This is a genomic window from Stutzerimonas sp. FeSN7 (assembly GCF_030263795.1).
Taxonomy (GTDB): Bacteria; Pseudomonadota; Gammaproteobacteria; order Pseudomonadales; family Pseudomonadaceae; genus Stutzerimonas; species Stutzerimonas stutzeri.
In genome coordinates, this window is the sequence record NZ_JARPMN010000001.1 from 1,377,926 (window position 1) to 1,398,279 (window position 20,354).

Here is a 20,354-nt window from a genome sequence, read left to right on the forward strand (position 1 = left end):
GTTTTGGCAGGTAAACCGATTGCGCGCAACCGCTTGCGTGAGTGCAGGGCGCGCGTTGGAGAAGTGCAGCGAGATAGATCGATTAATTCGATTTTTATTGGCGCAAATTTGCGTACATGCCGATGAAGAATCAATAGATTATCGGGCTCATTCGGTTCCGCCGGCCAGCCCGGCCGACCCACTCATTCGGAGGCTCAGATGATCGAACGTCGTCCCCATGCAGAACTCGGCCACGCCCGGCACGGTTGGCTGAACGCCCGTCATCACTTTTCCTTTGCCGAGTATCACGATGCCCAGCGCATGCGCTGGGGCCGGCTGCGTGTCTGGAACGACGACAGTATCGCCCCGCATTCGGGCTTCGAGCCCCACGGGCATCGCGACATGGAAATCATCACCTACGTGCGCCAGGGCGCGATCACTCACGAAGACAGCCTGGGCAATCGCGGGCGCACCGTTGCCGGCGACGTGCAGGTGATGAGCGCCGGCAGCGGCATCGTCCACAGCGAGTACAACCTGGAAGACGAGGAGACACGCATCTTCCAGATCTGGATTCACCCGCAGCAGACCGGTCTGCCGCCGACCTGGGGCACCCGCAGATTCCCCAGCGGCGAGCGTGCCGGGGCGTTCGTCACCCTGGCCAGCGGCCTGCCGGGCGACGACGAGGCCTTGCCGATTCGTGCCGAGGCCCGTCTGGCAGCGGCTACGCTTGAACAGGGGCAGAGCGCCGATTACCAGATCGCCGAAGGGCGCCGCGTCTACCTGGTGCCCGCGAGCGGGCAGATCGAGGTCAACGGTGTCACCGTCTCCGCAGGGGATGGCGTGGCCGTGCGCGATGAGGCACGGCTGACCGTCCGCGCGCTGGAGAACAGCGAAGTCGTGCTGGTCGAGTCGCGCTGAACGCCGCCGACGCTCGGCTATCACAACCCAAGGTTTACCCGCACACATTCACCAAAAGAGGAAAGACAAGATGGCGAAGATTCTCGTGCTGTATCACTCGATGTACGGCCATATCGAAACCATGGCCAACGCGGTGGCAGAAGGCGCCCGCCGTGTGCCGGGCGCCGAGGTGGTCATCAAGCGCGTACCGGAGACCATGCCGGAAGATGCCTTCCGCAACGCTGGCGGCAAGGTCGATCAGGCAGCTGATATCGCCGATCCGAACGAATTGCCGAACTACGATGCGATCATCTTCGGCACGCCTACCCGCTTCGGCAACATGTCCGGACAGATGCGCAACTTCCTCGACCGCACCGGCGGCCTGTGGGCGAAGGGCGCACTGCATGGCAAGGTCGCGAGCGTATTCACCTCCACGGGCACCGGTGGCGGGCAGGAAATGACCATCACCTCCACCTGGACCACTCTGGCGCACCACGGCATGGTCATCGTGCCGACCGGCTACGGTATCAGCGAGTTCTTCGACATCTCCGAGACCAACGGTGGCACGCCTTATGGCGCCTCGACCATCGCGGGCGGCGACGGCTCGCGTCAGCCATCGGAGAAGGAACTGGCCATTGCGCGCTTCCAGGGCGAGCACGTGGCGAAGATCACCAGCAAGCTCGCCGGCTGATCCCCCGGCCGGACGGCGTCCGCCGTCCGGCATCCCGTCAGGCCTCCAGCAGCAGGCCGTACATCAGTTCATCGACATAGCCATCCTCGCCGGCGCGCTTGTAGGCCGCCCGCTGCGTTCCCTCGTGCACGAAGCCGAAGCGCTGGTAGAAGGCGATCGCCCGCGGATTGTCGGCCTCCACGCTGAGCTCCACGCGGCGGATGCCGCTGGCGGCCAGCCGGTCGAGGGCGTCCTGCATCATCCGTCGGGCCAGTCCGCTGCCCTTGGCCTGCGGTGCGACCGCCAGCGTGCCCAGGTAGGCGACATGAGCCGCGCGACCGAGGTGCCGCTGCACCTTGTAGAAGCCCTGTACCTGCCCATGCTCCTCGAACACGTAGAAGCTGCCGCTTTCGAACAGCGGCTCGAACACCTTGCCGAAAGCTTCGCGTGGCATGGGGTCGAAACCGAGGTAGGGCACCACATCCGGGTGCATGTAGATGTCGTAGACCCGTTGCTGGTCGGCGGGTATGGCGAGGCGGCGCATGGACAGTTCCCGTGGGGCGGTGGCTGCAGCATAGCGGCTGAACCGGCGACGGGGCGATGTCTGGCGTAGGGCGATTCGCGAGAGCGTGCGAAGCGCTGCGCTGCGTCAGCCGCGCGTGGGCCAATGGGGTGATAATGCGCGGCGCCTGCCATCCATTTCAGCCGAGGACAACGCCCCGTGGTGCTATTCGAGATCGTTCCGCGCAGCCCCGAAACCTACCGTCGCGAGACCCGCCGCAGCACGCTGATCGTCGCGGCCACCTTCGCCATTCTGGCCATGGGCCTGTCGGGCCTGGCGGTCGCGCTGTTCGGCGAGCCGGGCGGCGACAACCTGCGGCTGAACATTGGCGGGGTCGTCGCGGGGCTGGCACTGACCGTCGCGCTGGTGCGGCTGCTGTACTGGCAACAGCCGTGGATGGCTTCGGCGGCCTATGGCTGGCGGCTCAAGCGCAGTCTGATGCGGGTGACCAACATGATGCATCAGGTCAGGGCCGGCGTGAGCGCGGGCGATCCCGCGGCAATCAAGCTGCTGCGCTTCTATCATCTTGGGCTGACGCAGATGCACCAGCTCGATGGCAATCTCACCGGGCTCAGTGATTCGGTCGCCGAAATCGACCGTCACCGCGAGGCGATGGAGGCGCTGGGCATGGACATCGAACAGAACCGGCTCGAGTCCGAGTGGCTCGAACGGGTCGGCAGGATCGAGGCGAAACGCTGAGCCAGGTGTGCGTCAGTGCTGGTGACGACTGCCGTCGGAATGCCGATGCACCTTCGCATCTGTCTCGCCCTGCTCGGAAGCGCCGTGGTGATCGCCGGTCTGGCTGGAATGCTGGCCGCTGTGATCATGCATGTCCGTTTCGCCGCCGCCGTGCTGGTGGCCGTCGCTGGAGGCCACCAGCGCCTGGTATTCCATGGGAGTGAGTGACGGCAACTGCTCGACAAAGGCGACCAGCGACCAGATGTAGTGGTCCTCCATGAATCGGCCCCACGCCGGCATGCCGGTGGACTTGAGCCCATGCTTGATGACCCAGAAGGTCGCGGCCGGGTCGCCGTCGCGGGTGGCTTCGGCCAGCGCTGGTGGGGCGGGGTAGAGGCCCTGGCTCAGCTCGGTTGGCGCGACGCCCGGCGCCAGGTGACAACCGACGCACATCGCCGCGTAGTTGCCCGCGCCGGAGCGCATCTGTTCCGCCGAGCCCAGCGGCGGCACCTCGATGTCCCGGGCGCGCACGGCTACGGCGCGTTCGCGGGCCGTCTCCAGCACGGCATGCAGCGGTGCGCTGTGCGGGTCGTCAGCGCCGACGTCGATGATGCCGGAGTACAGCACCAGCGCCGCGCCGGTCACCACCGCCAGGGCACTCAGCGCCAGCGTCGCCAGGACTGTTCTCATGCCGTACCCCTCAGAACCAGAAGCGGATGCCGGCCACCAGGCGGGTGTCGCTGACATCCTCGCCTTCGGCACGCAGCAGGTCGGCGGTGTTGCCGTAGGCACGGTTCCAGGTCACGCCGATATAAGGCGCAAACTGGCGGCTGATCTCGTAGCGCAGGCGCAGCCCTAGACTGGCGTCGCTGAACCCTGCGCCGACGCCGCGCGCCTCGTCGTTGCGCCCGTGCAGGTTGAGCTCGGCAGTGGGCTGCAGCACCCAGCGCTGGGTCAGCAGGATGTCGTACTCGGCCTCCAGACGCAGTGCGCTCTGGCCGCCTTCGCCGATGAAGGCGGTCGCCTCGGTTTCCAGGCCGAACAACGGCATGCCCTGCACGCCGAAGGCCGCCCAGGTCTGCGGCGAGCCTGGTTTGAAGTCCTGGCGCACGCCGGCGACGGTTTCCCACCAGGGACCGATGGCGTGGCTCCACAGCAGCTGCAGTTCCGCTTCCTCGGTGTGGCCATTGGTACGCTCGCCCTCCGAGCGGAACGCCAGACGGTCGATGTCGCCACCGACCCAGCCGGAAATGTCCCAGGCCAGTGCGCTGCCCTCGTCGGCGTCCTGCCACTCCAGCTGGTCGGCGAGAAACAGGAAATTCGTCCCGCCCTGGTGCATGTGATGGGCCGGCAGGCTGGGGAACGCCGCGGCGCGATCCGCATCGCTGATGGCTGGGATGGGCGTGCGCGGCTCCTGTCCCGGCGGGTGCGCCATCGAGCCGTGGTCCATGTGGCCGTCGGTTCGCCCATGATCCCTGTGCTCGTGCGCTGCCGGCGCAGTGTGGCCGACATGGCCGGAGTGGTCCATGTTCTGCTGCGCCTGGCTCGCCGGCGTGACCAGACTCAGCGCGACGGCGCCGGGGAGCGGCTTAATGCGCATGCGGATTGCCCTGCTCGGCGTCCTTGGGCATGTCCTTGTCCACCGATCCGCCGCCCATGCCGCCATGATCCATGTGGCCGTTGCCCATGTGCTGCTCGTGCATGTCCTTCATCTTGTCGTGGTCCATGCCCTGCATCATGCCGCCCTGTTGAGTCTTGGGCTGCGTGGTCTGCGGGGTGGCCTGTTCGGCCGGGTCGTTCTCGGCATGATGACCGTCGTTTTCGCTCTGCTGCGCCTGGACCGCGTTCAGGCCGAGGGAGGCGGCCAGGCCGAGGGCGAGCAGGGTGGTGTGCTTGAGGGTTTTCATAGGCTTCTCCGTCATTCCTCTACGCGGACTTCACGGAACATTCCGAGGTCCATGTGCATCAGCATGTGGCAGTGGTAGGCCCAGCGGCCGAGGGCGTCTGCTGTGACCCGGTAGCTGCGTTTCGAGCCCGGCGGCATGTCGATGGTGTGCTTGCGCACCAGGAAGTCGCCGTGTTCGTCCTCCAGGTCGCTCCACAGTCCGTGCAGGTGAATGGGGTGGTGCATCATGGTGTCGTTGACCAGTACGAAGCGCACCCGCTCGCCGTACCGGAGGCGGATCGGCTCGGCGTCGGCGAAGGGAATACCGTCGAACGACCAGGAGAAGCGCTCCATGTGGCCGGTCAGGTGCAGTTCGATGGTGCGGCCCGGTTCGCGGCCATCCGGGTCGGCGAAGGCGCTGCGCAGGTCGGCATAGGTCAGCACGCGCCGGCCGTTGTCGCGCAGGCCGATGCCTGCGTCGTCCAGCTTGGCCACCGGCATCATGGTCTGCATGTCCACCAGAGGGTTGTTGGTCTCGCTGGCCGGATGTGGTTGCATCCCGCTGCCATCCGAGCCGTGGCCCATGGCGGCATGGTTCATCTGGCCGTGATCCATCGCGCCATGGCCGCCGTGTCCGGCGTGGGCGCCATGGTCCTGCGCGGGCGTTGCGGCAGCCTGGCCATGGGCGGCGTGATCGCCATGACCCATGTCGTCCATGGTCAGTTCGGGGCGCGGATCGGGGTTGGGCACCGGGGCCTGCAGGCCTTCGCGCACGGCCAGCGTGCCGCGGGCGTAGCCGCTGCGGTCCATGGCCTGGGCGAAGAGGGTGTAGGCGTGCTGGCTGCCGTCCGGCTCGACGATCACGTCATAGGTTTCCGCCACCGCCAGGCGAATCTCGTCGACCGTTACCGGCTCGATGTTCTGCCCGTCCGCGGCGACCACGGTGAGCTTGAGGCCGGGAATACGGAAGTCGAAGTAGCTCATCGCCGAGCCGTTGATCAGGCGCAGGCGGATGCGCTCGCCCGGCCGGAACAGCCCGGTCCAGTTGGCGTCCGGGGCCTGGCCGTTGAGCAGGTAGGTGTAGGTCGCGCCGCTGACGTCGGCGAGATCGGTGGGCGACATGTTCATCTTCGCCCAGGCCCAGCGGTCGCTGAAGGTCTTGCGCCAGCCCTGGTCGGCGACATCGTTGATGAAGTCGCCGACGGTGCGGCGGCCCTGGTTGTAGTAGTCGGCCTGCTTCTTCAGCTTGGCCAGCACGCGCGCCGGGCTCTCGTCGGTCCAGTCGGAGAGAAACACCACATAGTCTCGCTCGTAGGCGAACGGCTCGGGCTCCTCGGGATCGATGATCAGCGGGCCGTAGACGCCGAGCTGCTCCTGGAAGCCCGAGTGGCTGTGATACCAGTAGGTCCCGCTCTGCTTGACCTTGAAGCGGTACTCGTACATGCCGTCCGGCGCGATGCCGGCGAAGCTGAAGCCGGGCACCCCGTCCATGTTGGCCGGCAGCAGGATGCCGTGCCAGTGGATCGAGGTGTCCTGCGGCAGGCGGTTGCGCACGCGCAGGGTCACGGTGTCACCCTCGCGCCAGCGCAGCAGCGGGCCGGGAATGCTGCCATTGATGGCCATGGCGGTGCGCCGGCGGCCGGTGAAGTCGACGCTCATGGAGTCGATGGTCAGGTCGAACTGGCTGCCGCTGAGTACCGTCGGCTGGCCGGGGCTGGTCAGCGCCCAGACGGGCTGGCGCCACAGCCCGAGTCCGGCGAAGGCGCCGCCGGCGGCGAGGCTTTTGACGAAGGTGCGCCGAGAGCTGGTCGAGTGCATGCTGGTCCTGTTCATGTGCGATGTGGCTGCGCTGGACAAACAGTCGCAGCAGTCCTGTCGCTCACCATAGCGCGCCGCATCTGACGACAAGCTGAGCCGAACATTACGGTTCTGTCAGCTTGCTGGCCGGGAGGCTTTGACGGCAGCTTGACAGGGTAAGCGAGCGGGCCGTTTGGTCTGTCACCGCGCCTGGCGACGACACCTGCAGCGACCATCGGCAGGCAGGGGGCCTGCGGAGGGGCGGCCCGCGCGCTGCCGCCCGCCAGGCGAGCTTCTTTCAGCGAAGTGGCTGGCTGCCGAGATAGTCGCCCAGCGCCAGGTCATGGCCCTGACTGGTCAGCCCGATCACCTGATAGCGCTGGTGCGGTTGGCCGTAGTCCATGCCCGGCGAGCCGGCTGGCATGCCCGGTACGGCGACTCCGGCCAGATCGTCGCGCTGCTGCAGCTCGCGGATCGCCGCCACCGGCACGTGGCCTTCGACGAACTTGCCGCCAATCACGCCGGTATGGCACGAGCCCAGGCGCGGCGGCACGCCGAGGCGCTCCTTGACCGGCAGCATGTTGACTTCCACATGGTCGCGCACCTCGAACCCATTGGTTTCCAGATACTTGATCCAGTCCTTGCAGCAGCCGCAGTTGGCGTCCCGGTGTACATCGATGACCTCGGCGGCCTGAGCCGCCCCGGACATCAGCAGTGCGGCGAGTACGGTGAGATGAGGTTTCATGCGTTTCTCCAGATCTGAGTTCAGCTGCAGCAGCAACCGCCGCTACATCCACCTGTGCGGGCGGCCGAGGCGCTGCGACGGTCGAGGGTTTCGGCGGGGTATCCGGCTTCGGCGAGCGCTGCGACCAGGTTCGCGTCATCGGCACTGCCGTCGATCCGAACCAGGCCGCCGGCCAGGTCCACTTCGACGCGTTCGACACCCTCCAGCGCCTGCAGCGCCGCGGTGACATGCCTGACGCAGCCACCGCAGCTCATGCCGGTGACCTTGAGTCGAATACTGTTCATGGGTGGTTCCTCGCTTGCCAGTTCCAGGGAGCTGGCGCGATGCTCGACCTTGACGCCATGGCAAGGTCAAGCCTGATGTGCTGGGCCTCACGCTAACGCGAGCGGCCTGACGGGAGGCTGAGCGCAAGATTACTTTTCTGTCAGCTTCGTGGCGCAGCGGTGTGCGGCGCTGCCACACTTGCACCGTCCACCACCGATGGAATATCCGCATGAAACTGCTGGTCGCCGAAGACGAGCCGAAAACCGGCACCTACCTGCAGCAGGGGCTGAGCGAGGCCGGCTTCACCGTCGACCGCGTCACCAGCGGCACCGATGCGCTGCAGCACGTGTTGAGCGTGCCCTACGACCTGCTGATCCTTGATGTGATGATGCCGGGTCTGGACGGCTGGGAAGTGCTGCGACTGGTGCGTGCCTCGGGCAACGAGGTGCCGGTGCTGTTCCTCACCGCGCGGGATCGTGTCGAGGACCGGGTCAAGGGGTTGGAGCTGGGAGCGGATGACTACCTGGTCAAGCCGTTCGCCTTTTCCGAGCTGCTGGCGCGGGTACGCACCCTGCTGCGGCGCGGCAGTGCGACGGCGTTGCAGACCCAGCTGCAGGTGGCCGACCTGCAGGTCGACCTGCTCAAGCGTCGCGCCACGCGCGCCGGTCAGCGCATCGACCTGACCGCCAAGGAGTTCGCCCTGCTGGAACTGCTGTTGCGCCGGCGCGGCGAGGTGCTGCCCAAATCGCTGATCGCCTCGCAGGTGTGGGACATGAACTTCGACAGCGACACCAACGTCATCGAGGTGGCGATCCGCCGGCTACGGGCGAAGATCGACGACGGCTTCGAACCCAAGCTGATCCATACCGCACGCGGCATGGGCTACATGCTCGACGAGCCGGACGCGCCATGATCCGGCTGTCGCTCACCGCGCGGCTGAGCCTGATGTTCATGCTTGCGGTCACCGGCGTGCTGGCGGCGGCCGGCTATTTCTTCGGCCAGCTCAGCGAGCATCACTTCGATGAGCTGGACCGCCACACGCTGCACGAGAAACTCGAGGCGAGCCGACGTCTGCTGACCGGCCTGGACGACCTGGAGCACTTCGAGCGCGTGCGGCCGCAGCTGCAAGTGCTGTTGGATGGCCATAGCGAGATGCGCGGCTTCGTTTTCGACGAGGCCGGCACGCAGCTCTTCCCCCGACCGGAGCAGCAGGCGGCGGAGCCGTCGCTGCTCATGCTGATCGGCGAGAACGAGGGTGAACTGACCCTGGAGGGCCGCGTTTGGCGGGGCGAAGCGGGGCATGTCGAGGTGGGAGGGCGGCGCCTGACGCTGCTGGTCATGCTCGATGTGACCGCGCACAAGGCCTTCTTCCATACCTTCAGCGGCTGGCTCTGGGCGGCGCTGGTGCTGTGCGCACTGCTCAGCGGGCTGCTCGGCTGGCTCCTGGTGCGCAGCGGGCTGCGGCCGCTGCGCGAGGTCACCCAGGTGGCGGCCTCGGTCTCGGCCAAGTCGCTGCGCGAGCGCATTCCCGATGACTCGACGCCGGCAGAGCTGCAGCAGCTGGTACAGGCCTTCAACGCGATGCTGGCGCGTCTGGAAGACGCCTTCGTGCGACTGTCGAACTTCTCGGCCGACATCGCCCACGAGCTGCGCACGCCACTGAGCAACCTGATGACCCACACCGAGGTGGCGTTGACGCGCGGGCGTTCGCTGGAGCAGTACCAGGACAACCTGCATTCCAACCTTGAGGAACTGCAGCGCATGTCGCGGATGATCGACGACATGCTGTTCCTCGCCAAGGCCGACAACGGCCTGATCGTTCCCGATGCCAAGCCGGTGGCGCTGGAGCAGCTCTGTACGCAACTGCTCGACTACTACCAGCTGCCGGCGGACGAGCGCGGCGTGCGCTTCGAGCTGACCGGTGCCGGTACCATCCAGGGCGACCTGGCAATGCTGCGCCGCGCGCTGTCCAACCTGCTGTCCAATGCGCTGCGCTACACGCCGGACGGCGAGCTGGTCAGGGTCACCATCGAGCGCCGCGCTGAATGCGTGACGCTGGCGGTGACCAACCCGGGGGTGACCATCGCGCCAGAGCACCTGGAGCGGCTGTTCGACCGCTTCTACCGGGTCGACCCGGCACGTCGTGAAGGCAGCCCGAGTAACGCCGGGCTGGGGCTGGCGATCACCCGTTCCATCATCCAGGCACACCGTGGCGACATCAGCTGCCGTTCGGAACAAGGGTGGACAACCTTCTGTCTGCAGTTTCCCGTCTGATGTCGCGCCTGATGTTCCGAGCGGCCCAGACCGACACGAATCAACCAACGGAGAGTAGATGCTGACACTGAATATCGGCCCGCTGACCCTGGCCATGCCCCATGTGATCCTGCTCGGCAGCCTGCTGCTGGCCAGTCTGGTCGGCTGGCGGGTCGGCCGGCGCAGCGGTCGTAATCCCGAGCGGCAGCTGTTTCGCCTCCTGCTGGTCGCCGTGCTGGTGGCCCGGTTGGCCTTCGTCGCCACCTATTGGGCGTACTACCGCGACGACTGGCTGAGCGTCATCGATATTCGCGACGGCGGCTTCATTGCCTGGCCAGGGCTGGTCGCTGCGCTGGCGCTGGGCATCTGGTGGGGCTGGCGTGACAGCGGACTGCGCAGGCCGTTGGGCATCGCGCTGACGGTCGGCGTGCTGAGCTGGGGCTTCGGCAACCTGGCCTGGTATTCCTTCGAGCAGGGCACCCGCCTGCCGGAAATGGCCCTGCGCGACAGTCAGGGACGGCCGGTTGCGCTGGAGGACTACGCCGGCCAACCACTGGTGATCAACCTCTGGGCGACCTGGTGCCCGCCGTGCCGGCGTGAAATGCCGGTGCTGGCCGAGGCCCAGGCGCGGGAAAGCGATACCCTGTTCCTGTTCGTCAACCAGGGCGAGGGGGAGGGCGAAATCAATCGTTTCATGGAGCAGGCCGGGCTGGAACTGGACAACGTGCTGCTCGACAGCGGCGGCCGGCTCGGCCAGCACGTCGGCTCCACGGCGCTGCCCACCACGCTGTTCTACAACGCCGAGGGGCGCCAGGTCGGCAGCCATCTCGGCGAACTCTCGCACGCCAGCCTGGCGCGTGCGCTGGAAACTCTGAAAGAGGCATCTACGCAGTGATTCGAACCAAGCCAATATCCTGCCTGCTGGCCGGCATCAGCCTGCTTGCATTTCCCGCCGTTCAGGCCGACGAGCTGCCAGCGGCGATCAAGGCCGTCGAAGCGCGCGGCGCCGAGATCGTCGGCCGCTTCGATGCGCCGGGTGGTCTGGAGGGGTTCGCGGCGCGCTACAACGGGCAGGGCATGGCGCTGTACCTCACGCCGGATGGCGAGCACGTGCTGATCGGCAGCCTGCTCGACGCCAAGGGCGAGGACCTGACCCGCGGACAGCTGGAAAAACTGGTGTACGAACCGCTGGGCAAGGAGATGTGGGCGCGCATGGCGGGCAGCAGCTGGATCGCCGATGGCAGGGGCGACGCGCCACGTATCGTCTATCTGTTCAGCGACCCGAACTGCCCGTACTGCAACATGTTCTGGAAGCAGGCGCGGCCATGGGTGGAGGCGGGCAAGGTACAGCTGCGTCACATCATGGTCGGCATGCTGCGCGCCGACAGTGCCGGCAAGTCCGCCGCGTTGCTCAGCGCCAAGGATCCTCAGGCGGCGCTCAACGCGCACGAGGCGGCCGGCAAGGCGAGCAAACTCAAGGCGCTGGAGCAGATCCCGGCAGCGCTGGAAAAACAGCTCACCGACAACCTGATGCTGATGAGTGAGCTGGGCGCCCAGGCTACGCCGGCGATCTTCTATCTCGACGACAACGATCGGCTGCAGCAGCATCAGGGCGCGCCACGCCCCGAGGCGCTGGAAACCATCCTGGGGCCGCGCTGACGACAGTCCCTGGCCTGAAGCCCTCTCAGCGATTCAAGCGCCCCCCCGGCGGGGGCGTTCCGCTCCGGCCCGCCGCCAGCTGCGCAGACGCGCACCCGTGCGTCAGAGTGCGCCGAAGACTTTCTTCGCCAGGCTGGTGGCTGCCGCGGCCGGGTTCTTGCGAATGCTCGCTTCCTGCTCGGCGATCACCGTGAACAGGCCGTTCAGCGCCTGTTCGGTCACATAGCTTTCGATATTGGCGTAGTTGCCGTTCAGGCCCGCCGGAACCTTGGCCGCCACCGCGTTGTACTGCTGCGCCAGGCCGACCTGGTCGGTGGCCTGCTTGACGATGGGCAGGAACCTGGCGCGGATCTGTTCGCGGCTGGATTTGTTCAGGTACTGGGTAGCCGAATCGTCACCGCCAGCGAGAATCGCCTTGGCGTCCTGCACGGTCATCTTGCGCACGGCATCGAGCAGCAGCTGCTGGGCCTCGGGCACGGCCTTCTCGGCGGCGAGGTTCATGCTGTTCTCCAGCTGCTCGACCTGCGCGCCCATGCCGAGCATCTTCAGCATCCGCGAAGCCTTGCCGATGTTGCCCGGCAGCTCGATGCGCACGTCCGGATAGCTGCTGAAGCCGCCAGGGCGGCCGAGCTGCTGCACGGCGACCTTGGCGCCCTGGCTCAAGGCATCCTTGAGGCCGGCGCTGGCGTCACTCTGGGTCAGGTCGGCGAGAGATAGGGCGAAGGCGCTGGCGGAGAGGGCCAGGCCGGCGACGAGAGTGGTGATGCGATACATGGTGATTACCTTGCTGGCAGATGGGGCGTGTCTGGCGTTAGAGCGCCGGTGGATACTGACGTTGATGCTAGTGGATTCCCGGCGGCGCGACATCCAGGCGACGATGCGCTACCGTCGTGCCCCCGCAGTTCTGGAGACGTTTCACATGATCCGCCCCTACCGCCCCGATGACCTGGAAACGCTGCTGAGCATCTGGCTCGAGGCATCCAGCCGGGCCCATGACTTCGTCGCGCGCAGTTTCTGGGAGGCGCGGCTGGATGACATGCGCAACCTCTATCTGCCCGCTGCGCAGACCTGGGTCTACGAGCGGGATGGCACGCTGGTCGGCTTCGTGTCGCTGCTCGATGACATCCTGGCGGCGATCTTCGTGGCACCAGCGGAGCAGGGCGCAGGGATCGGCTCGGCCCTGCTCGAGCACGCCAAGCGCCTGCGCGAGCAGCTGAGCCTGACCGTCTACGCCGCCAACAACGCCAGCATCGCCTTCTATCGTCGTCACGGCTTCCAGGTCGCAGGCGAGCAACTGGACGCACACACCGGCCACCCGGAACGCCTGATGACCTGGCAGCGTCAGGCGTCGGTCGGCGGCGGCGTCGCCTCGCTGTCGTCGTGATGGCGCTCCAGTGCGACCTGCCGGATCGACAGCCGAATCTCCGCCGGTAGCACGCGCTTGGCGGCTCCCTCGGCCAGCTCCGCGAGCTTTTCGTGGTAGCCCAGGCGGCCATTGGCATCCGTGCTGACCACACCCTGTTCCTGCATGCTCTGAATGAAGTGGCGGAACAGCGTCTTGTCGAAGAACTCGGGCGCGTTGAGCCCGTGGAGTATCGACAGGCGTTGGGCCATGACCGTGCAGAGATTCTCCAGCTCCTCGGCGCTCAGGCTGTGCTGGCCGCTGTTGAGCAGCAGCGAGGTGGCCATGTAGAAGCGCTGCAGGGTCTGCATCACCACCCGCGCCAGCAGGGTGAGCAGGACGAACTGCCGCGAACTTGGCGCCGGGCGCACGTAGTGGTTGCCGTCCACCTTGAGCAGCCCGTGCTCGGCGAAGGCTGCCAGCCACTGATCGACCACAGCTTCCAGCTCCTCGACCTCCCAGCGCATGAACAGCTCGGCACGCAGATAGGGGTACAGCGCCTCGGTGAAACGCTGGATCTGCTCGCGGCTGATGCGTGAGCTGCTCTGGAAGAAGCTCGCCAGCAGTGCGGGCAGGGCGAAGATATGCATCACGTTGTTGCGGTAGTAGGTCATCAGGACGGCGTTCTGCTCGTCCAGATAGAGGATGTTGCCCAGTGCGTCCTTCTGCTCGGCGAGCAGGTCGAGGCTCTTCACGTAGGCGATCAGTGCGTTGCCGTCTCCCTCCGGCAGCGTGGTGTGCGGCGAATAGGGCACTGCGCGCAACAGCGCCTGGTAGAGATCGAGGATGCGTGCCAGGGATTGCTGGTCCAGCGCCTGACGGCTGGTGGAGAGCATCGCCAGCGCCACCAGGTTGACCGGGTTGACGGCCGCCGCCTCGTTGAGGCGCTGGGCGATGCGCTCGGCCAGGTGGTTGGTGGCGTCGTTCAGCCACTGCGGGCGATAGTCCGGCGCATAGGCCTGCTGGCGCCAGCCGGGTTGCTCCTGCTCAAGGAATTCGTTGAGCTTGAGCGGCTCGCCGAAGTTTACCCAGACCTGCCCAAAGCGCTGCTTTAGGGCGCCGATGACCTTGAAAATGTCGAAGATCGACTCCTTCTTCTTCGCCGCGCCGCGCAATTCGCCGAGGTAGGTGCGGCCCTCCAGCACCCGCTCGTAGCCGATGTAGACCGGCACGAAGAGGATCGGCAGGCGCGACGAGCGCAGGTAGCTGCGCAGGGTCAGCGCCAGCATGCCGGTCTTGGGTTGCAGCATGCGGCCGGTACGCGAACGCCCGCCTTCCACGAAGTACTCGACGGGGAAGCCGCGGGTGAACAGGTTGTGCAGGTATTCGTTGAACACCGAGGTGTACAGCGGGTTGCCCTTGAACGAGCGGCGCATGAAGAAGGCACCGCCGCGGCGCAGCAGGCTGCCGATCACCGGCATGTTGAGGTTGATGCCGGCGGCGATGTGCGGCGGGGTCAGGCCGTTGCGAAACAGCAGGTAGGAGAGCAGCAGGTAATCGATGTGGCTACGGTGGCAGGGCACGTAGATCACTTCGTAGCCGCGGACGGCGTCCTGCAACGGCTCGATATGGTTGACGCGGATGCCGTCGTAGATCTTGTTCCAGAACCAGGACAGCACAACCTCGAGAAAGCGCACCGCCGTGTAGGCGTAGTCCGAGGCGATCTCGTTGCCATAGCGCAGCGCCTTGGCCTCGGCCTTCTCGATGGTGATCTTCTCGCGTTCGGCTTCCTCGCGAATTGCCTGGCGGACCTGCGGAGCGTGCACCAGGCCCTTCACCAGATTGCGCCGGTGCGACAGGTCCGGGCCGATCACCGCGGTCTTCTGGTTACGGAAGTGCACCCGCAGCATGCGATGGACCATGCGCAGTGTGCGCTCGTGCCCCTTGTTCTGGGCGATGAGTTCGTTGAGCTGGATCGGCGCGGAGAACTGCACGCGCGTCTTGCGCCCCAGCACCAGGATGCTGAGCAGCTTGCGCAGGCGCCCGGTGACCGCCCAGCTGTCGGCGAACAGCAGCTTCCAGGCGCTGGTCTCGCGATTCGGCGACTGCCCCCAGAACACGCTGACCGGAACGATCTGCGCGTTCTCTACCGCGTTGTGTTCCAGCGCGCCGACCAGCCGCACCAGCGCCGGTGGCGCGACCAGGCGGGTACGCCGGCCGAACCAGCTGGGTGCCGGATTGAGGAAGAAGAAGGCGGCCGGCTCCACCAGTTCGCCCACCGCCACATCGGCCACCGGGCGTGGCAGCCCGGCCTTGCTGCACTCGGCATCGAGCACGGCGAGATCGCTCAGCGAGGGTTGCTGCAGCACATAGAACACCGGCTTGCTGCGATCCAGCTTGAGGGTGAAGGCGGACTGGTTGATGGTCTCCGAGCGCACCCAGGTGTACAGCACACGGCGCACCAGGGAGAAGATCAGACGGCGAACGGGGGAGCGGGTCATACGGCGGATTCGACTGTGGAAGGGGCGGGCCCTCGAAGGCGGCAAGTGTGCCCCAAGCGAGGTGGGCGGGCAAAACCTGCGCTGCTCGGTTGGGGCCCGATCGGACCGGCAACTGCCCGGCTCGTGACCTGCGATGGCTCGCTAGGCAGCCGTTTCGAAGCGCGTCAGCGGCTACGAAGACGCGCGCCGGCATAGGCCCCGGCGAGAAACAGCAGCGACCAGAGCAGCAGAAACGCGAGGCCCACGGCGAGCAACGGGCTGAGCGGCAGGAACAGGAGCAGGTACAGCACCTGACCGACGACGACCCCCAGGTATTGTGCCCAGAGCGGTCGCGGCACGATAAAACCGGACAGCACGCCGGCGGTAAACAGCGCACCACTGTAGTACAGGCCGTCGCCGTCCCAGGGTTCGGCCTGACCACTGGCCCAGGGCGACAATGCCCAGATGAAAGCGCCGGCGAGAGAGGCTATCAGCAGCGCCTGCACGACCGGCCGGGCGCTAGGGCGCATCGGCTCGCCGCGCGTACCACGCATGGATCAGCCCGGCCTGGTAGAACGGCACGGGGCAGGCAAAGCCGCCGGCCTCGATGATGGACGCGACCTGCTCCGGGGGCAGTATCGCCACGTCACGGTCATAGGCGGCACGCATCTGCTCCAGGCCTGCCGCGGGAATGCCGGCGAGGGTCATCATGTTCAGCCAGGTTTCCAGCAGCGCCGCATACGCTGGCGTGGTGACGTCCGCTGCCAGGTCAGAGGTGGCCAATAGCGCTCCCGGGCCGAGTCGGGCGGCTATGTCACGAAAGAAACCGATGCGTACGTCGCGCTCGAGAATGAACTGGGATACCAGCAGGGAGGTGGCCGCGTCGAAGGGGGCCTGCTCAGGCAGTGTCTCCAGGTAGCCCTCATGGAACTGGCAGCGCTGTTCGATTCCGGCTCGGATTGCCTTGTCGCGAAGGACGTGCAGCATCGCGCCCGATGGCTCCACCGCGGTGAAGGTCCAACCGGGTCGGCACTGGGCCAGGTGCAGAATTTCCTCGCCGGTGCCGGCGCCGATGCACAGTACCCGCGCCTCGGCCGGCAGCGGTGCGAACACCGCCTCCAGAAGAAAATGCAGGGCATTGCGAATGGGCGCGGTTCTGGCCCAGCGCTCGTCGTAGCTGGCGGCCTGTTGATCGAATACCGCTTTGATCTCGTCGCTGCGCATGGTGGCTCCGTTTGGTGTGGTGTGGAACGCGGCGTCGCCGGGTTGCTGCCGCGGACCATTGGAAGAATCACTGGGCCGGGAGTATGCCCTTCGCCCGCAGCGCATCCAGCGCGATTCGCTGGCGCAGGGGCAGATCGGTCGCATCGCGGGTGTCCAGATTAAGCGCGAACAGCCAGGTGTCGGCGCCGGCTTCAACATAGCCGATGTACCAGCCGATGCCAGGATTGTCGCGAGCCGCCCAGCCGGTCTTGGCATACAGGCGATAAGCCGGCGTGCTGTCGACGCGCATGATGGTCCTGAGGATGTCGTAGCTGTTCGCCCGGTACGGCAGGCTGCGCGTGACCACCTGGCGCAGCAGGCCCACCTGTTGTTCGGCGCTGACCCGCAGCGAGCCATCGAGCCAGAACTCGGTGACGATGACAGGTTCGTGCAGCTGCCCGTAATGCGCCTGGCGGATGTGGCGCAGATAGGCCGCCGTGCCCACCCGCCGGGCCAGCCTCTGGTAGCACCAGACGCAGCTGACCCTGAATGCGCTCTTCAAGGTCTGGTCGCGGTTCCAGTCCTCGATCTCGTAACGGGTGCCGTCCCAGGGGATGATCTCGTCCGCCCCGGTGATGGCGCCTTCCTCCAGTGAGATCAGGGTGTTCAGCACCTTGAACGTGGACGCTGCGGGAAAAGCCGTGCCGGCGCGTTCATCGTTGTGGACGAAGCGCTGGCCCGTGGCGACGGACTCGATGACCAGTGCCCCCTCGACCCCCGCGCGTTCGAACAGACGGGCAATTGCCCCGTCCTCCGCATGGGCGAAGCCGGGAGCAGCGAGCAGTAACAGGGAGAGCAACAGGACGGGCATGACCAGGACCAGGTTGTAGGTGGGAGCGTGTTCGGACGGGGCTCAGTCGCCTGCAATCCGCTGCGCCCGATGTCCACCTGCGAAAGACGGTACAGGCAGTGTGCGCGAAGTGGATGACCGATGGGTATGCTCGGATGCTCGAAGCGGCTCGCCTCGCGCATGCCGATTCGTTGCATGACCGCGCGCGAACGCTGATTGCCGAGCGTGGTGAAAGAGACGATTTCCGCCAAATCCAGCCTGTCGAAGCCCACCTCGAGCGCACCGCGCGCTGCCTCCGTTGCCAAACCTCTGTGCCAGTGCTGGAAGGCCAGGCGCCAGCCGATCTCCACGCAGGGCGAAAAGGGCAGCTCGGCGATTGGTACATGCAGGCCGAGAAAGCCGATGAACTCGGCGGATGCCTTCAGCTCCACGGCCCAGAAACCCCATCCTCGCTGCTCGATCAGCGCCTGGCAGCGATCGGCCAGCGCATCGCTCTCGTCGCGCTCGAGCGGAGCAGGGAAATAGTCCATGACCCGCGGGTCTGCGTTCAGTTCGGCAAAGGGCGCCCGGTCGCTCGGGCGCCATTGCCGCATGAACAGGCGTTCGGTTTCGAATTCGATCGGGTTCGGCATTGCAGTGTTCTCGGATCAAAGGAGGAGGCTGTTGCTCGCCGCTCCTTTTGCAGCAAGGGCGGCGACTTGGCCGCGGCTAACCGGAATCACCTGAATAGCTGAGCGTGAGGCGCAGCATGTCCATGTGGCGGATCCCGTCCTCGATGATCGGCTCGGGGTAATGCTCGACGAAGAAGTCACGTTCTATTCGCGTTACGCGAAAGCCCTGGCGTTGATAGAACGCCAGTTGATAGCCGAACGACCCCGTGCCTACTTCGAGCCGGCCGGTGCCCAGCCTGCGGTAGTGCTCGATGATCCATTCCAGCAGTGCCGTGCCGTGGCCCGCTTTCTGCCGGGTGGGTCGTACCGCGATATTCATCAGCTCATGCGCGCCTTCGCCGATCGGCCGCACGACACCGATGCCGACGACCGTCCCGTCGAGCGATGCGGCGAAGCACGTCGAGTCCGCCAGATACGAGCGCACCTTGCTCGGCGAAGGATCGGCGAGCAGCAACAGCTCCATTGGCGCCAGTGAGGCAGGAATTTCTCCGAAGCGTAGGGACATGTGTCGGTAACCACCTTGAGAGGCGGCGTGATCAGGCAGATCGATCGCCGCTTTCCATGGATTCGAGAACGTACTCCAAGCCCTGTGCGGGGTCCATTGCATCGCTTGGAGGCTTGGCGGCAACGTCCGGCAAACGTTGCCGCCAAGCCGCGTGGTTGCATTCGTCCAGTAGCTGTTCTTATAGTTCCGCCGGCATTTTTGCAGGGCCTGGCTCGGGTCGCGCGGCGGCACGCCAGGCCTTGTGCGCACTGGTGAGAGCCCATGATCGAAATAAGCAACCTGACCAAGCGTTTTGCCCAGCACACCGCGGTCGACGACCTGTCGTTCCAGGTCCAGCGCGGAGAGGTGCTGGGGTTCCTCGGCCCCAATGGGGCCGGCAAGTCCACCACGATGAAGATGCTGACCGGCTTTCTCGCGCCGACATCCGGCACTGCCCGCATCCTCGGTCACGACATCCGCACCCAGACCCTCCAGGCCCAGCGGCTGATCGGCTATCTGCCCGAAGGCGCACCTTGCTATGGCGACATGACGGTGCGTGGCTTTCTCGAGTTCATCGCCGAAGTGCGCGGTTTTCGCGGTGCGGACAAGCGTCAGCGGGTCGATGCAGCTGTCGCCCAGGTGGAATTGCAGAAGGTGCTGGGGCAGAGCATCGAGACGCTGTCCAAGGGCTTCAAGCGGCGTGTCGGTCTGGCCCAGGCGATCCTGCACGACCCTGACGTGCTGATCCTCGACGAGCCCACCGACGGGCTCGATCCGAACCAGAAGCATCAGGTGCGCCAGCTGATCCAGGGGCTGGCGCAGGACAAGATCGTCATCATTTCCACCCATATTCTCGAAGAGGTGAGTGCGGTCTGCACCCGCGCGGTGGTGATCGCCAATGGCCGGCTGGTGGCCGATGGCACGCCGCTGGAGCTGGAAAGCCGCTCGAAGCATCACCAGGCGGTCACGCTGGTCAGTGATGCGCCGCTGGACGAAGTCGCCCTGGCGGCCTTGCCGGGTGTCGCCGGCGTCGAGCGCAACGAGCGCGAGCACAGCCTGACCGTACTGGCGCAGCCCGGGCACGTGATCTTCCCGCAGGTCAACGCGCTGATCGCCCAGCAGGGCTGGGCCGTCACCGAGCTGGACGTGGAGCGCGGCCGGCTGGATGAGGTGTTCCGTAACCTGACGCGAGGGGAAGCGCTATGAGCCAGTTGCCGGTCATCTTCAAGCGCGAGCTGGGCAGCTATTTCGCCACGCCGCTCGCCTATGTGTTCGTCGTGATCTTCCTGGTGCTGTCCGGGGTATTCACCTTCTACCTGGGCGGTTTCTACGAGCGCGGCCAGGCGGACCTGACGCCCTTCTTCAGCTTTCATACCTGGCTCTACCTGTTCCTGGTACCCGCTATCGCCATGCGCCTGTGGGCCGAGGAGCGCAAGTCCGGTTCCATCGAGCTCTTGATGACGCTGCCGATCACCCGTTTCGAGGCGGTAGCCGGTAAGTTCCTCGCCGCCTGGGTTTTTGCCGGGATCGCGCTGCTGCTGACGTTCCCGATGGTCATCACCGTCAATTACCTGGGTGAGCCTGACAATGGCGTGATCGTCGCCGGCTATCTCGGCAGCTGGCTGCTGGCCGGCGCCTTCCTGGCCATTGGCTCGTGCATGTCGGCGCTGGCGAAAAACCAGGTGATCGCCTTCATCCTCTCGGTGGCGGTGTGTTTCCTGTTCATCGTCAGCGGTCTGCCGATGGTGCTCGACGCTCTCGCCTGGGCGCCGCAGTGGCTGATCGACGCGGTGGCTTCGCTGAGCTTCCTGATCCGTTTCGACTCCATCAGCAAGGGCGTGATCGACCTGCGTGACCTGCTGTATTTCGTCACGCTGATCGTCGCCTGGCTGGCGGCCACTGCCGTGGTCGTCGACCTGAAGAAAGCCGCCTGAG

Annotated in this window: 23 protein-coding genes and 1 pseudogene; 10 read left to right on the forward strand and 14 right to left on the reverse strand. The window is 66.0% G+C overall.

All coding sequences use genetic code 11. The features are described 5' to 3' along the window. Nucleotides 1-198 precede the first annotated feature (198 nt). Nucleotides 199-897: a pirin family protein gene (locus tag P5703_RS06380; RefSeq protein WP_011913829.1), complete on the forward strand. Its 699-nt coding sequence runs from the start codon at nucleotides 199-201 to the stop codon at nucleotides 895-897. A 70-nt stretch (nucleotides 898-967) separates the two neighbouring features. After that, nucleotides 968-1,567, forward strand: a complete 600-nt coding sequence (wrbA, locus tag P5703_RS06385) for an NAD(P)H:quinone oxidoreductase (protein ID WP_011913828.1) — start codon at nucleotides 968-970, stop codon at nucleotides 1,565-1,567. Nucleotides 1,568-1,604: 37 nt separating this feature from the next. On the opposite strand, the gene P5703_RS06390 is transcribed toward wrbA, so the two are convergent. After that, the gene (locus P5703_RS06390) at nucleotides 1,605-2,090 is read right to left on the reverse strand and encodes a GNAT family N-acetyltransferase (protein WP_011913827.1); all 486 of its coding nucleotides are present in this window, start codon (nucleotides 2,088-2,090) and stop codon (nucleotides 1,605-1,607) included. A 177-nt stretch (nucleotides 2,091-2,267) separates the two neighbouring features. On the opposite strand from P5703_RS06390, the gene P5703_RS06395 reads away from it, so the two are divergent. After that, nucleotides 2,268-2,807: a DUF3087 domain-containing protein gene (locus P5703_RS06395; protein WP_011913826.1), complete on the forward strand. Its 540-nt coding sequence runs from the start codon at nucleotides 2,268-2,270 to the stop codon at nucleotides 2,805-2,807. Between the two features lie 12 nt (nucleotides 2,808-2,819). On the opposite strand, the gene P5703_RS06400 is transcribed toward P5703_RS06395, so the two are convergent. The 6 genes from P5703_RS06400 to P5703_RS06425 all read right to left on the reverse strand — a co-directional run bounded on the left by P5703_RS06400 (nucleotide 2,820) and on the right by P5703_RS06425 (nucleotide 7,497). Then, entirely contained in the window at nucleotides 2,820-3,476 is a 657-nt protein-coding gene (locus P5703_RS06400) for a c-type cytochrome (protein ID WP_011913825.1), read from the reverse strand. 10 nt (nucleotides 3,477-3,486) lie between these two features. Further along, the gene (locus P5703_RS06405) at nucleotides 3,487-4,386 is read right to left on the reverse strand and encodes a copper resistance protein B (protein WP_151320586.1); all 900 of its coding nucleotides are present in this window, start codon (nucleotides 4,384-4,386) and stop codon (nucleotides 3,487-3,489) included. After that, nucleotides 4,376-4,693, reverse strand: a complete 318-nt coding sequence (locus P5703_RS06410; protein WP_111481914.1) for a hypothetical protein — start codon at nucleotides 4,691-4,693, stop codon at nucleotides 4,376-4,378. The genes P5703_RS06405 and P5703_RS06410 overlap by 11 nt, the downstream gene beginning before the upstream one ends. Nucleotides 4,694-4,704: 11 nt before the next feature. After that, entirely contained in the window at nucleotides 4,705-6,489 is a 1,785-nt protein-coding gene (locus P5703_RS06415) for a copper resistance system multicopper oxidase (RefSeq protein WP_285585873.1), read from the reverse strand. A 277-nt stretch (nucleotides 6,490-6,766) separates the two neighbouring features. Then, nucleotides 6,767-7,213, reverse strand: coding sequence for a DUF411 domain-containing protein (locus P5703_RS06420; RefSeq protein WP_061374372.1), 447 nt, complete (start codon nucleotides 7,211-7,213; stop codon nucleotides 6,767-6,769). A 20-nt stretch (nucleotides 7,214-7,233) separates the two neighbouring features. Then, the gene (locus P5703_RS06425) at nucleotides 7,234-7,497 is read right to left on the reverse strand and encodes a heavy-metal-associated domain-containing protein (RefSeq protein ID WP_125459826.1); all 264 of its coding nucleotides are present in this window, start codon (nucleotides 7,495-7,497) and stop codon (nucleotides 7,234-7,236) included. A gap of 209 nt (nucleotides 7,498-7,706) precedes the next feature. Here P5703_RS06425 and P5703_RS06430 point away from each other — a divergent pair, with 209 nt between their 5' ends. The 4 genes from P5703_RS06430 to dsbG are packed head-to-tail and all read left to right on the forward strand — an operon-like array spanning nucleotide 7,707 to nucleotide 11,389. After that, entirely contained in the window at nucleotides 7,707-8,390 is a 684-nt protein-coding gene (locus P5703_RS06430) for a heavy metal response regulator transcription factor (protein ID WP_017245804.1), read from the forward strand. Next, a complete protein-coding gene (locus P5703_RS06435; protein WP_061374340.1) occupies nucleotides 8,387-9,751 on the forward strand; it encodes a heavy metal sensor histidine kinase in 1,365 nt (454 codons plus the stop codon). Before P5703_RS06430 ends, P5703_RS06435 begins: the two co-directional genes overlap by 4 nt. A 58-nt stretch (nucleotides 9,752-9,809) precedes the next feature. Beyond that, on the forward strand, nucleotides 9,810-10,625 hold the full coding sequence (locus tag P5703_RS06440; protein ID WP_014597155.1) for a TlpA family protein disulfide reductase: 816 nt from the start codon (nucleotides 9,810-9,812) through the stop codon (nucleotides 10,623-10,625). Beyond that, a complete protein-coding gene (gene dsbG, locus P5703_RS06445) occupies nucleotides 10,622-11,389 on the forward strand; it encodes a thiol:disulfide interchange protein DsbG (RefSeq protein ID WP_020307119.1) in 768 nt (255 codons plus the stop codon). The genes P5703_RS06440 and dsbG overlap by 4 nt, the downstream gene beginning before the upstream one ends. A 102-nt stretch (nucleotides 11,390-11,491) precedes the next feature. Here the strand turns inward: dsbG and P5703_RS06450 are convergent, their stop codons facing one another. Then, the gene (locus P5703_RS06450) at nucleotides 11,492-12,163 is read right to left on the reverse strand and encodes a DUF4197 domain-containing protein (protein ID WP_014597153.1); all 672 of its coding nucleotides are present in this window, start codon (nucleotides 12,161-12,163) and stop codon (nucleotides 11,492-11,494) included. A gap of 145 nt (nucleotides 12,164-12,308) precedes the next feature. Here P5703_RS06450 and P5703_RS06455 point away from each other — a divergent pair, with 145 nt between their 5' ends. Continuing rightward, the gene (locus P5703_RS06455; RefSeq protein ID WP_061374341.1) at nucleotides 12,309-12,773 is read left to right on the forward strand and encodes an N-acetyltransferase; all 465 of its coding nucleotides are present in this window, start codon (nucleotides 12,309-12,311) and stop codon (nucleotides 12,771-12,773) included. On the opposite strand, the gene plsB is transcribed toward P5703_RS06455, so the two are convergent. The 6 genes and pseudogenes from plsB to P5703_RS06485 all read right to left on the reverse strand — a co-directional run bounded on the left by plsB (nucleotide 12,731) and on the right by P5703_RS06485 (nucleotide 18,398). Further along, complete coding sequence (plsB, locus tag P5703_RS06460; protein WP_200631961.1) at nucleotides 12,731-15,232, reverse strand: glycerol-3-phosphate 1-O-acyltransferase PlsB; 2,502 nt, start codon at nucleotides 15,230-15,232, stop codon at nucleotides 12,731-12,733. The two genes, P5703_RS06455 and plsB, sit on opposite strands and share 43 nt — an antisense overlap. Before the next feature lie 164 nt (nucleotides 15,233-15,396). Continuing rightward, nucleotides 15,397-15,765, reverse strand: a complete 369-nt coding sequence (locus tag P5703_RS06465) for a hypothetical protein (RefSeq protein WP_151320591.1) — start codon at nucleotides 15,763-15,765, stop codon at nucleotides 15,397-15,399. After that, nucleotides 15,731-16,435 (reverse strand): class I SAM-dependent methyltransferase, encoded by a 705-nt coding sequence (locus P5703_RS06470; RefSeq protein WP_017245813.1) that lies wholly within the window; start codon nucleotides 16,433-16,435, stop codon nucleotides 15,731-15,733. Before P5703_RS06470 ends, P5703_RS06465 begins: the two co-directional genes overlap by 35 nt. A gap of 67 nt (nucleotides 16,436-16,502) precedes the next feature. Beyond that, nucleotides 16,503-17,273, reverse strand: a complete 771-nt coding sequence (gene blaOXA / locus P5703_RS06475) for a class D beta-lactamase (RefSeq protein ID WP_419723699.1) — start codon at nucleotides 17,271-17,273, stop codon at nucleotides 16,503-16,505. Nucleotides 17,274-17,327: 54 nt separating this feature from the next. Beyond that, nucleotides 17,328-17,896: pseudogene (locus P5703_RS06480) on the reverse strand (GNAT family N-acetyltransferase). Nucleotides 17,897-17,972: 76 nt separating this feature from the next. After that, nucleotides 17,973-18,398: a GNAT family N-acetyltransferase gene (locus P5703_RS06485; protein WP_014597149.1), complete on the reverse strand. Its 426-nt coding sequence runs from the start codon at nucleotides 18,396-18,398 to the stop codon at nucleotides 17,973-17,975. Between the two features lie 303 nt (nucleotides 18,399-18,701). Between P5703_RS06485 and P5703_RS06490 the strand changes: the two genes are divergently transcribed. Beyond that, the gene (locus tag P5703_RS06490) at nucleotides 18,702-19,625 is read left to right on the forward strand and encodes an ABC transporter ATP-binding protein (protein WP_013983312.1); all 924 of its coding nucleotides are present in this window, start codon (nucleotides 18,702-18,704) and stop codon (nucleotides 19,623-19,625) included. Beyond that, nucleotides 19,622-20,353: an ABC transporter permease subunit gene (locus P5703_RS06495; RefSeq protein ID WP_014597148.1), complete on the forward strand. Its 732-nt coding sequence runs from the start codon at nucleotides 19,622-19,624 to the stop codon at nucleotides 20,351-20,353. The genes P5703_RS06490 and P5703_RS06495 overlap by 4 nt, the downstream gene beginning before the upstream one ends. The last annotated feature ends 1 nt before the right edge of the window (nucleotide 20,354 follow it).

Excerpts from the sequence above, each read along its gene's own strand:
- P5703_RS06380 (WP_011913829.1), top strand. The coding sequence starts at position 199 with ATGATCGAACGTCGTCCCCATGCAGAACTCGGCCACGCCCGGCACGGT.
- wrbA (WP_011913828.1), top strand. The coding sequence starts at position 968 with ATGGCGAAGATTCTCGTGCTGTATCACTCGATGTACGGCCATATCGAA.
- P5703_RS06390 (WP_011913827.1), bottom strand. The coding sequence starts at position 2,090 with ATGCGCCGCCTCGCCATACCCGCCGACCAGCAACGGGTCTACGACATC.
- P5703_RS06400 (WP_011913825.1), bottom strand. The coding sequence starts at position 3,476 with ATGAGAACAGTCCTGGCGACGCTGGCGCTGAGTGCCCTGGCGGTGGTG.
- P5703_RS06405 (WP_151320586.1), bottom strand. The coding sequence starts at position 4,386 with ATGCGCATTAAGCCGCTCCCCGGCGCCGTCGCGCTGAGTCTGGTCACG.
- P5703_RS06410 (WP_111481914.1), bottom strand. The coding sequence starts at position 4,693 with ATGAAAACCCTCAAGCACACCACCCTGCTCGCCCTCGGCCTGGCCGCC.
- P5703_RS06415 (WP_285585873.1), bottom strand. The coding sequence starts at position 6,489 with ATGCACTCGACCAGCTCTCGGCGCACCTTCGTCAAAAGCCTCGCCGCC.
- P5703_RS06420 (WP_061374372.1), bottom strand. The coding sequence starts at position 7,213 with ATGAAACCTCATCTCACCGTACTCGCCGCACTGCTGATGTCCGGGGCG.
- P5703_RS06425 (WP_125459826.1), bottom strand. The coding sequence starts at position 7,497 with ATGAACAGTATTCGACTCAAGGTCACCGGCATGAGCTGCGGTGGCTGC.
- P5703_RS06430 (WP_017245804.1), top strand. The coding sequence starts at position 7,707 with ATGAAACTGCTGGTCGCCGAAGACGAGCCGAAAACCGGCACCTACCTG.
- P5703_RS06435 (WP_061374340.1), top strand. The coding sequence starts at position 8,387 with ATGATCCGGCTGTCGCTCACCGCGCGGCTGAGCCTGATGTTCATGCTT.
- P5703_RS06440 (WP_014597155.1), top strand. The coding sequence starts at position 9,810 with ATGCTGACACTGAATATCGGCCCGCTGACCCTGGCCATGCCCCATGTG.
- P5703_RS06450 (WP_014597153.1), bottom strand. The coding sequence starts at position 12,163 with ATGTATCGCATCACCACTCTCGTCGCCGGCCTGGCCCTCTCCGCCAGC.
- P5703_RS06455 (WP_061374341.1), top strand. The coding sequence starts at position 12,309 with ATGATCCGCCCCTACCGCCCCGATGACCTGGAAACGCTGCTGAGCATC.
- plsB (WP_200631961.1), bottom strand. The coding sequence starts at position 15,232 with ATGACCCGCTCCCCCGTTCGCCGTCTGATCTTCTCCCTGGTGCGCCGT.
- P5703_RS06465 (WP_151320591.1), bottom strand. The coding sequence starts at position 15,765 with ATGCGTGGTACGCGCGGCGAGCCGATGCGCCCTAGCGCCCGGCCGGTC.
- P5703_RS06470 (WP_017245813.1), bottom strand. The coding sequence starts at position 16,435 with ATGCGCAGCGACGAGATCAAAGCGGTATTCGATCAACAGGCCGCCAGC.
- P5703_RS06485 (WP_014597149.1), bottom strand. The coding sequence starts at position 18,398 with ATGGAGCTGTTGCTGCTCGCCGATCCTTCGCCGAGCAAGGTGCGCTCG.
- P5703_RS06490 (WP_013983312.1), top strand. The coding sequence starts at position 18,702 with ATGATCGAAATAAGCAACCTGACCAAGCGTTTTGCCCAGCACACCGCG.
- P5703_RS06495 (WP_014597148.1), top strand. The coding sequence starts at position 19,622 with ATGAGCCAGTTGCCGGTCATCTTCAAGCGCGAGCTGGGCAGCTATTTC.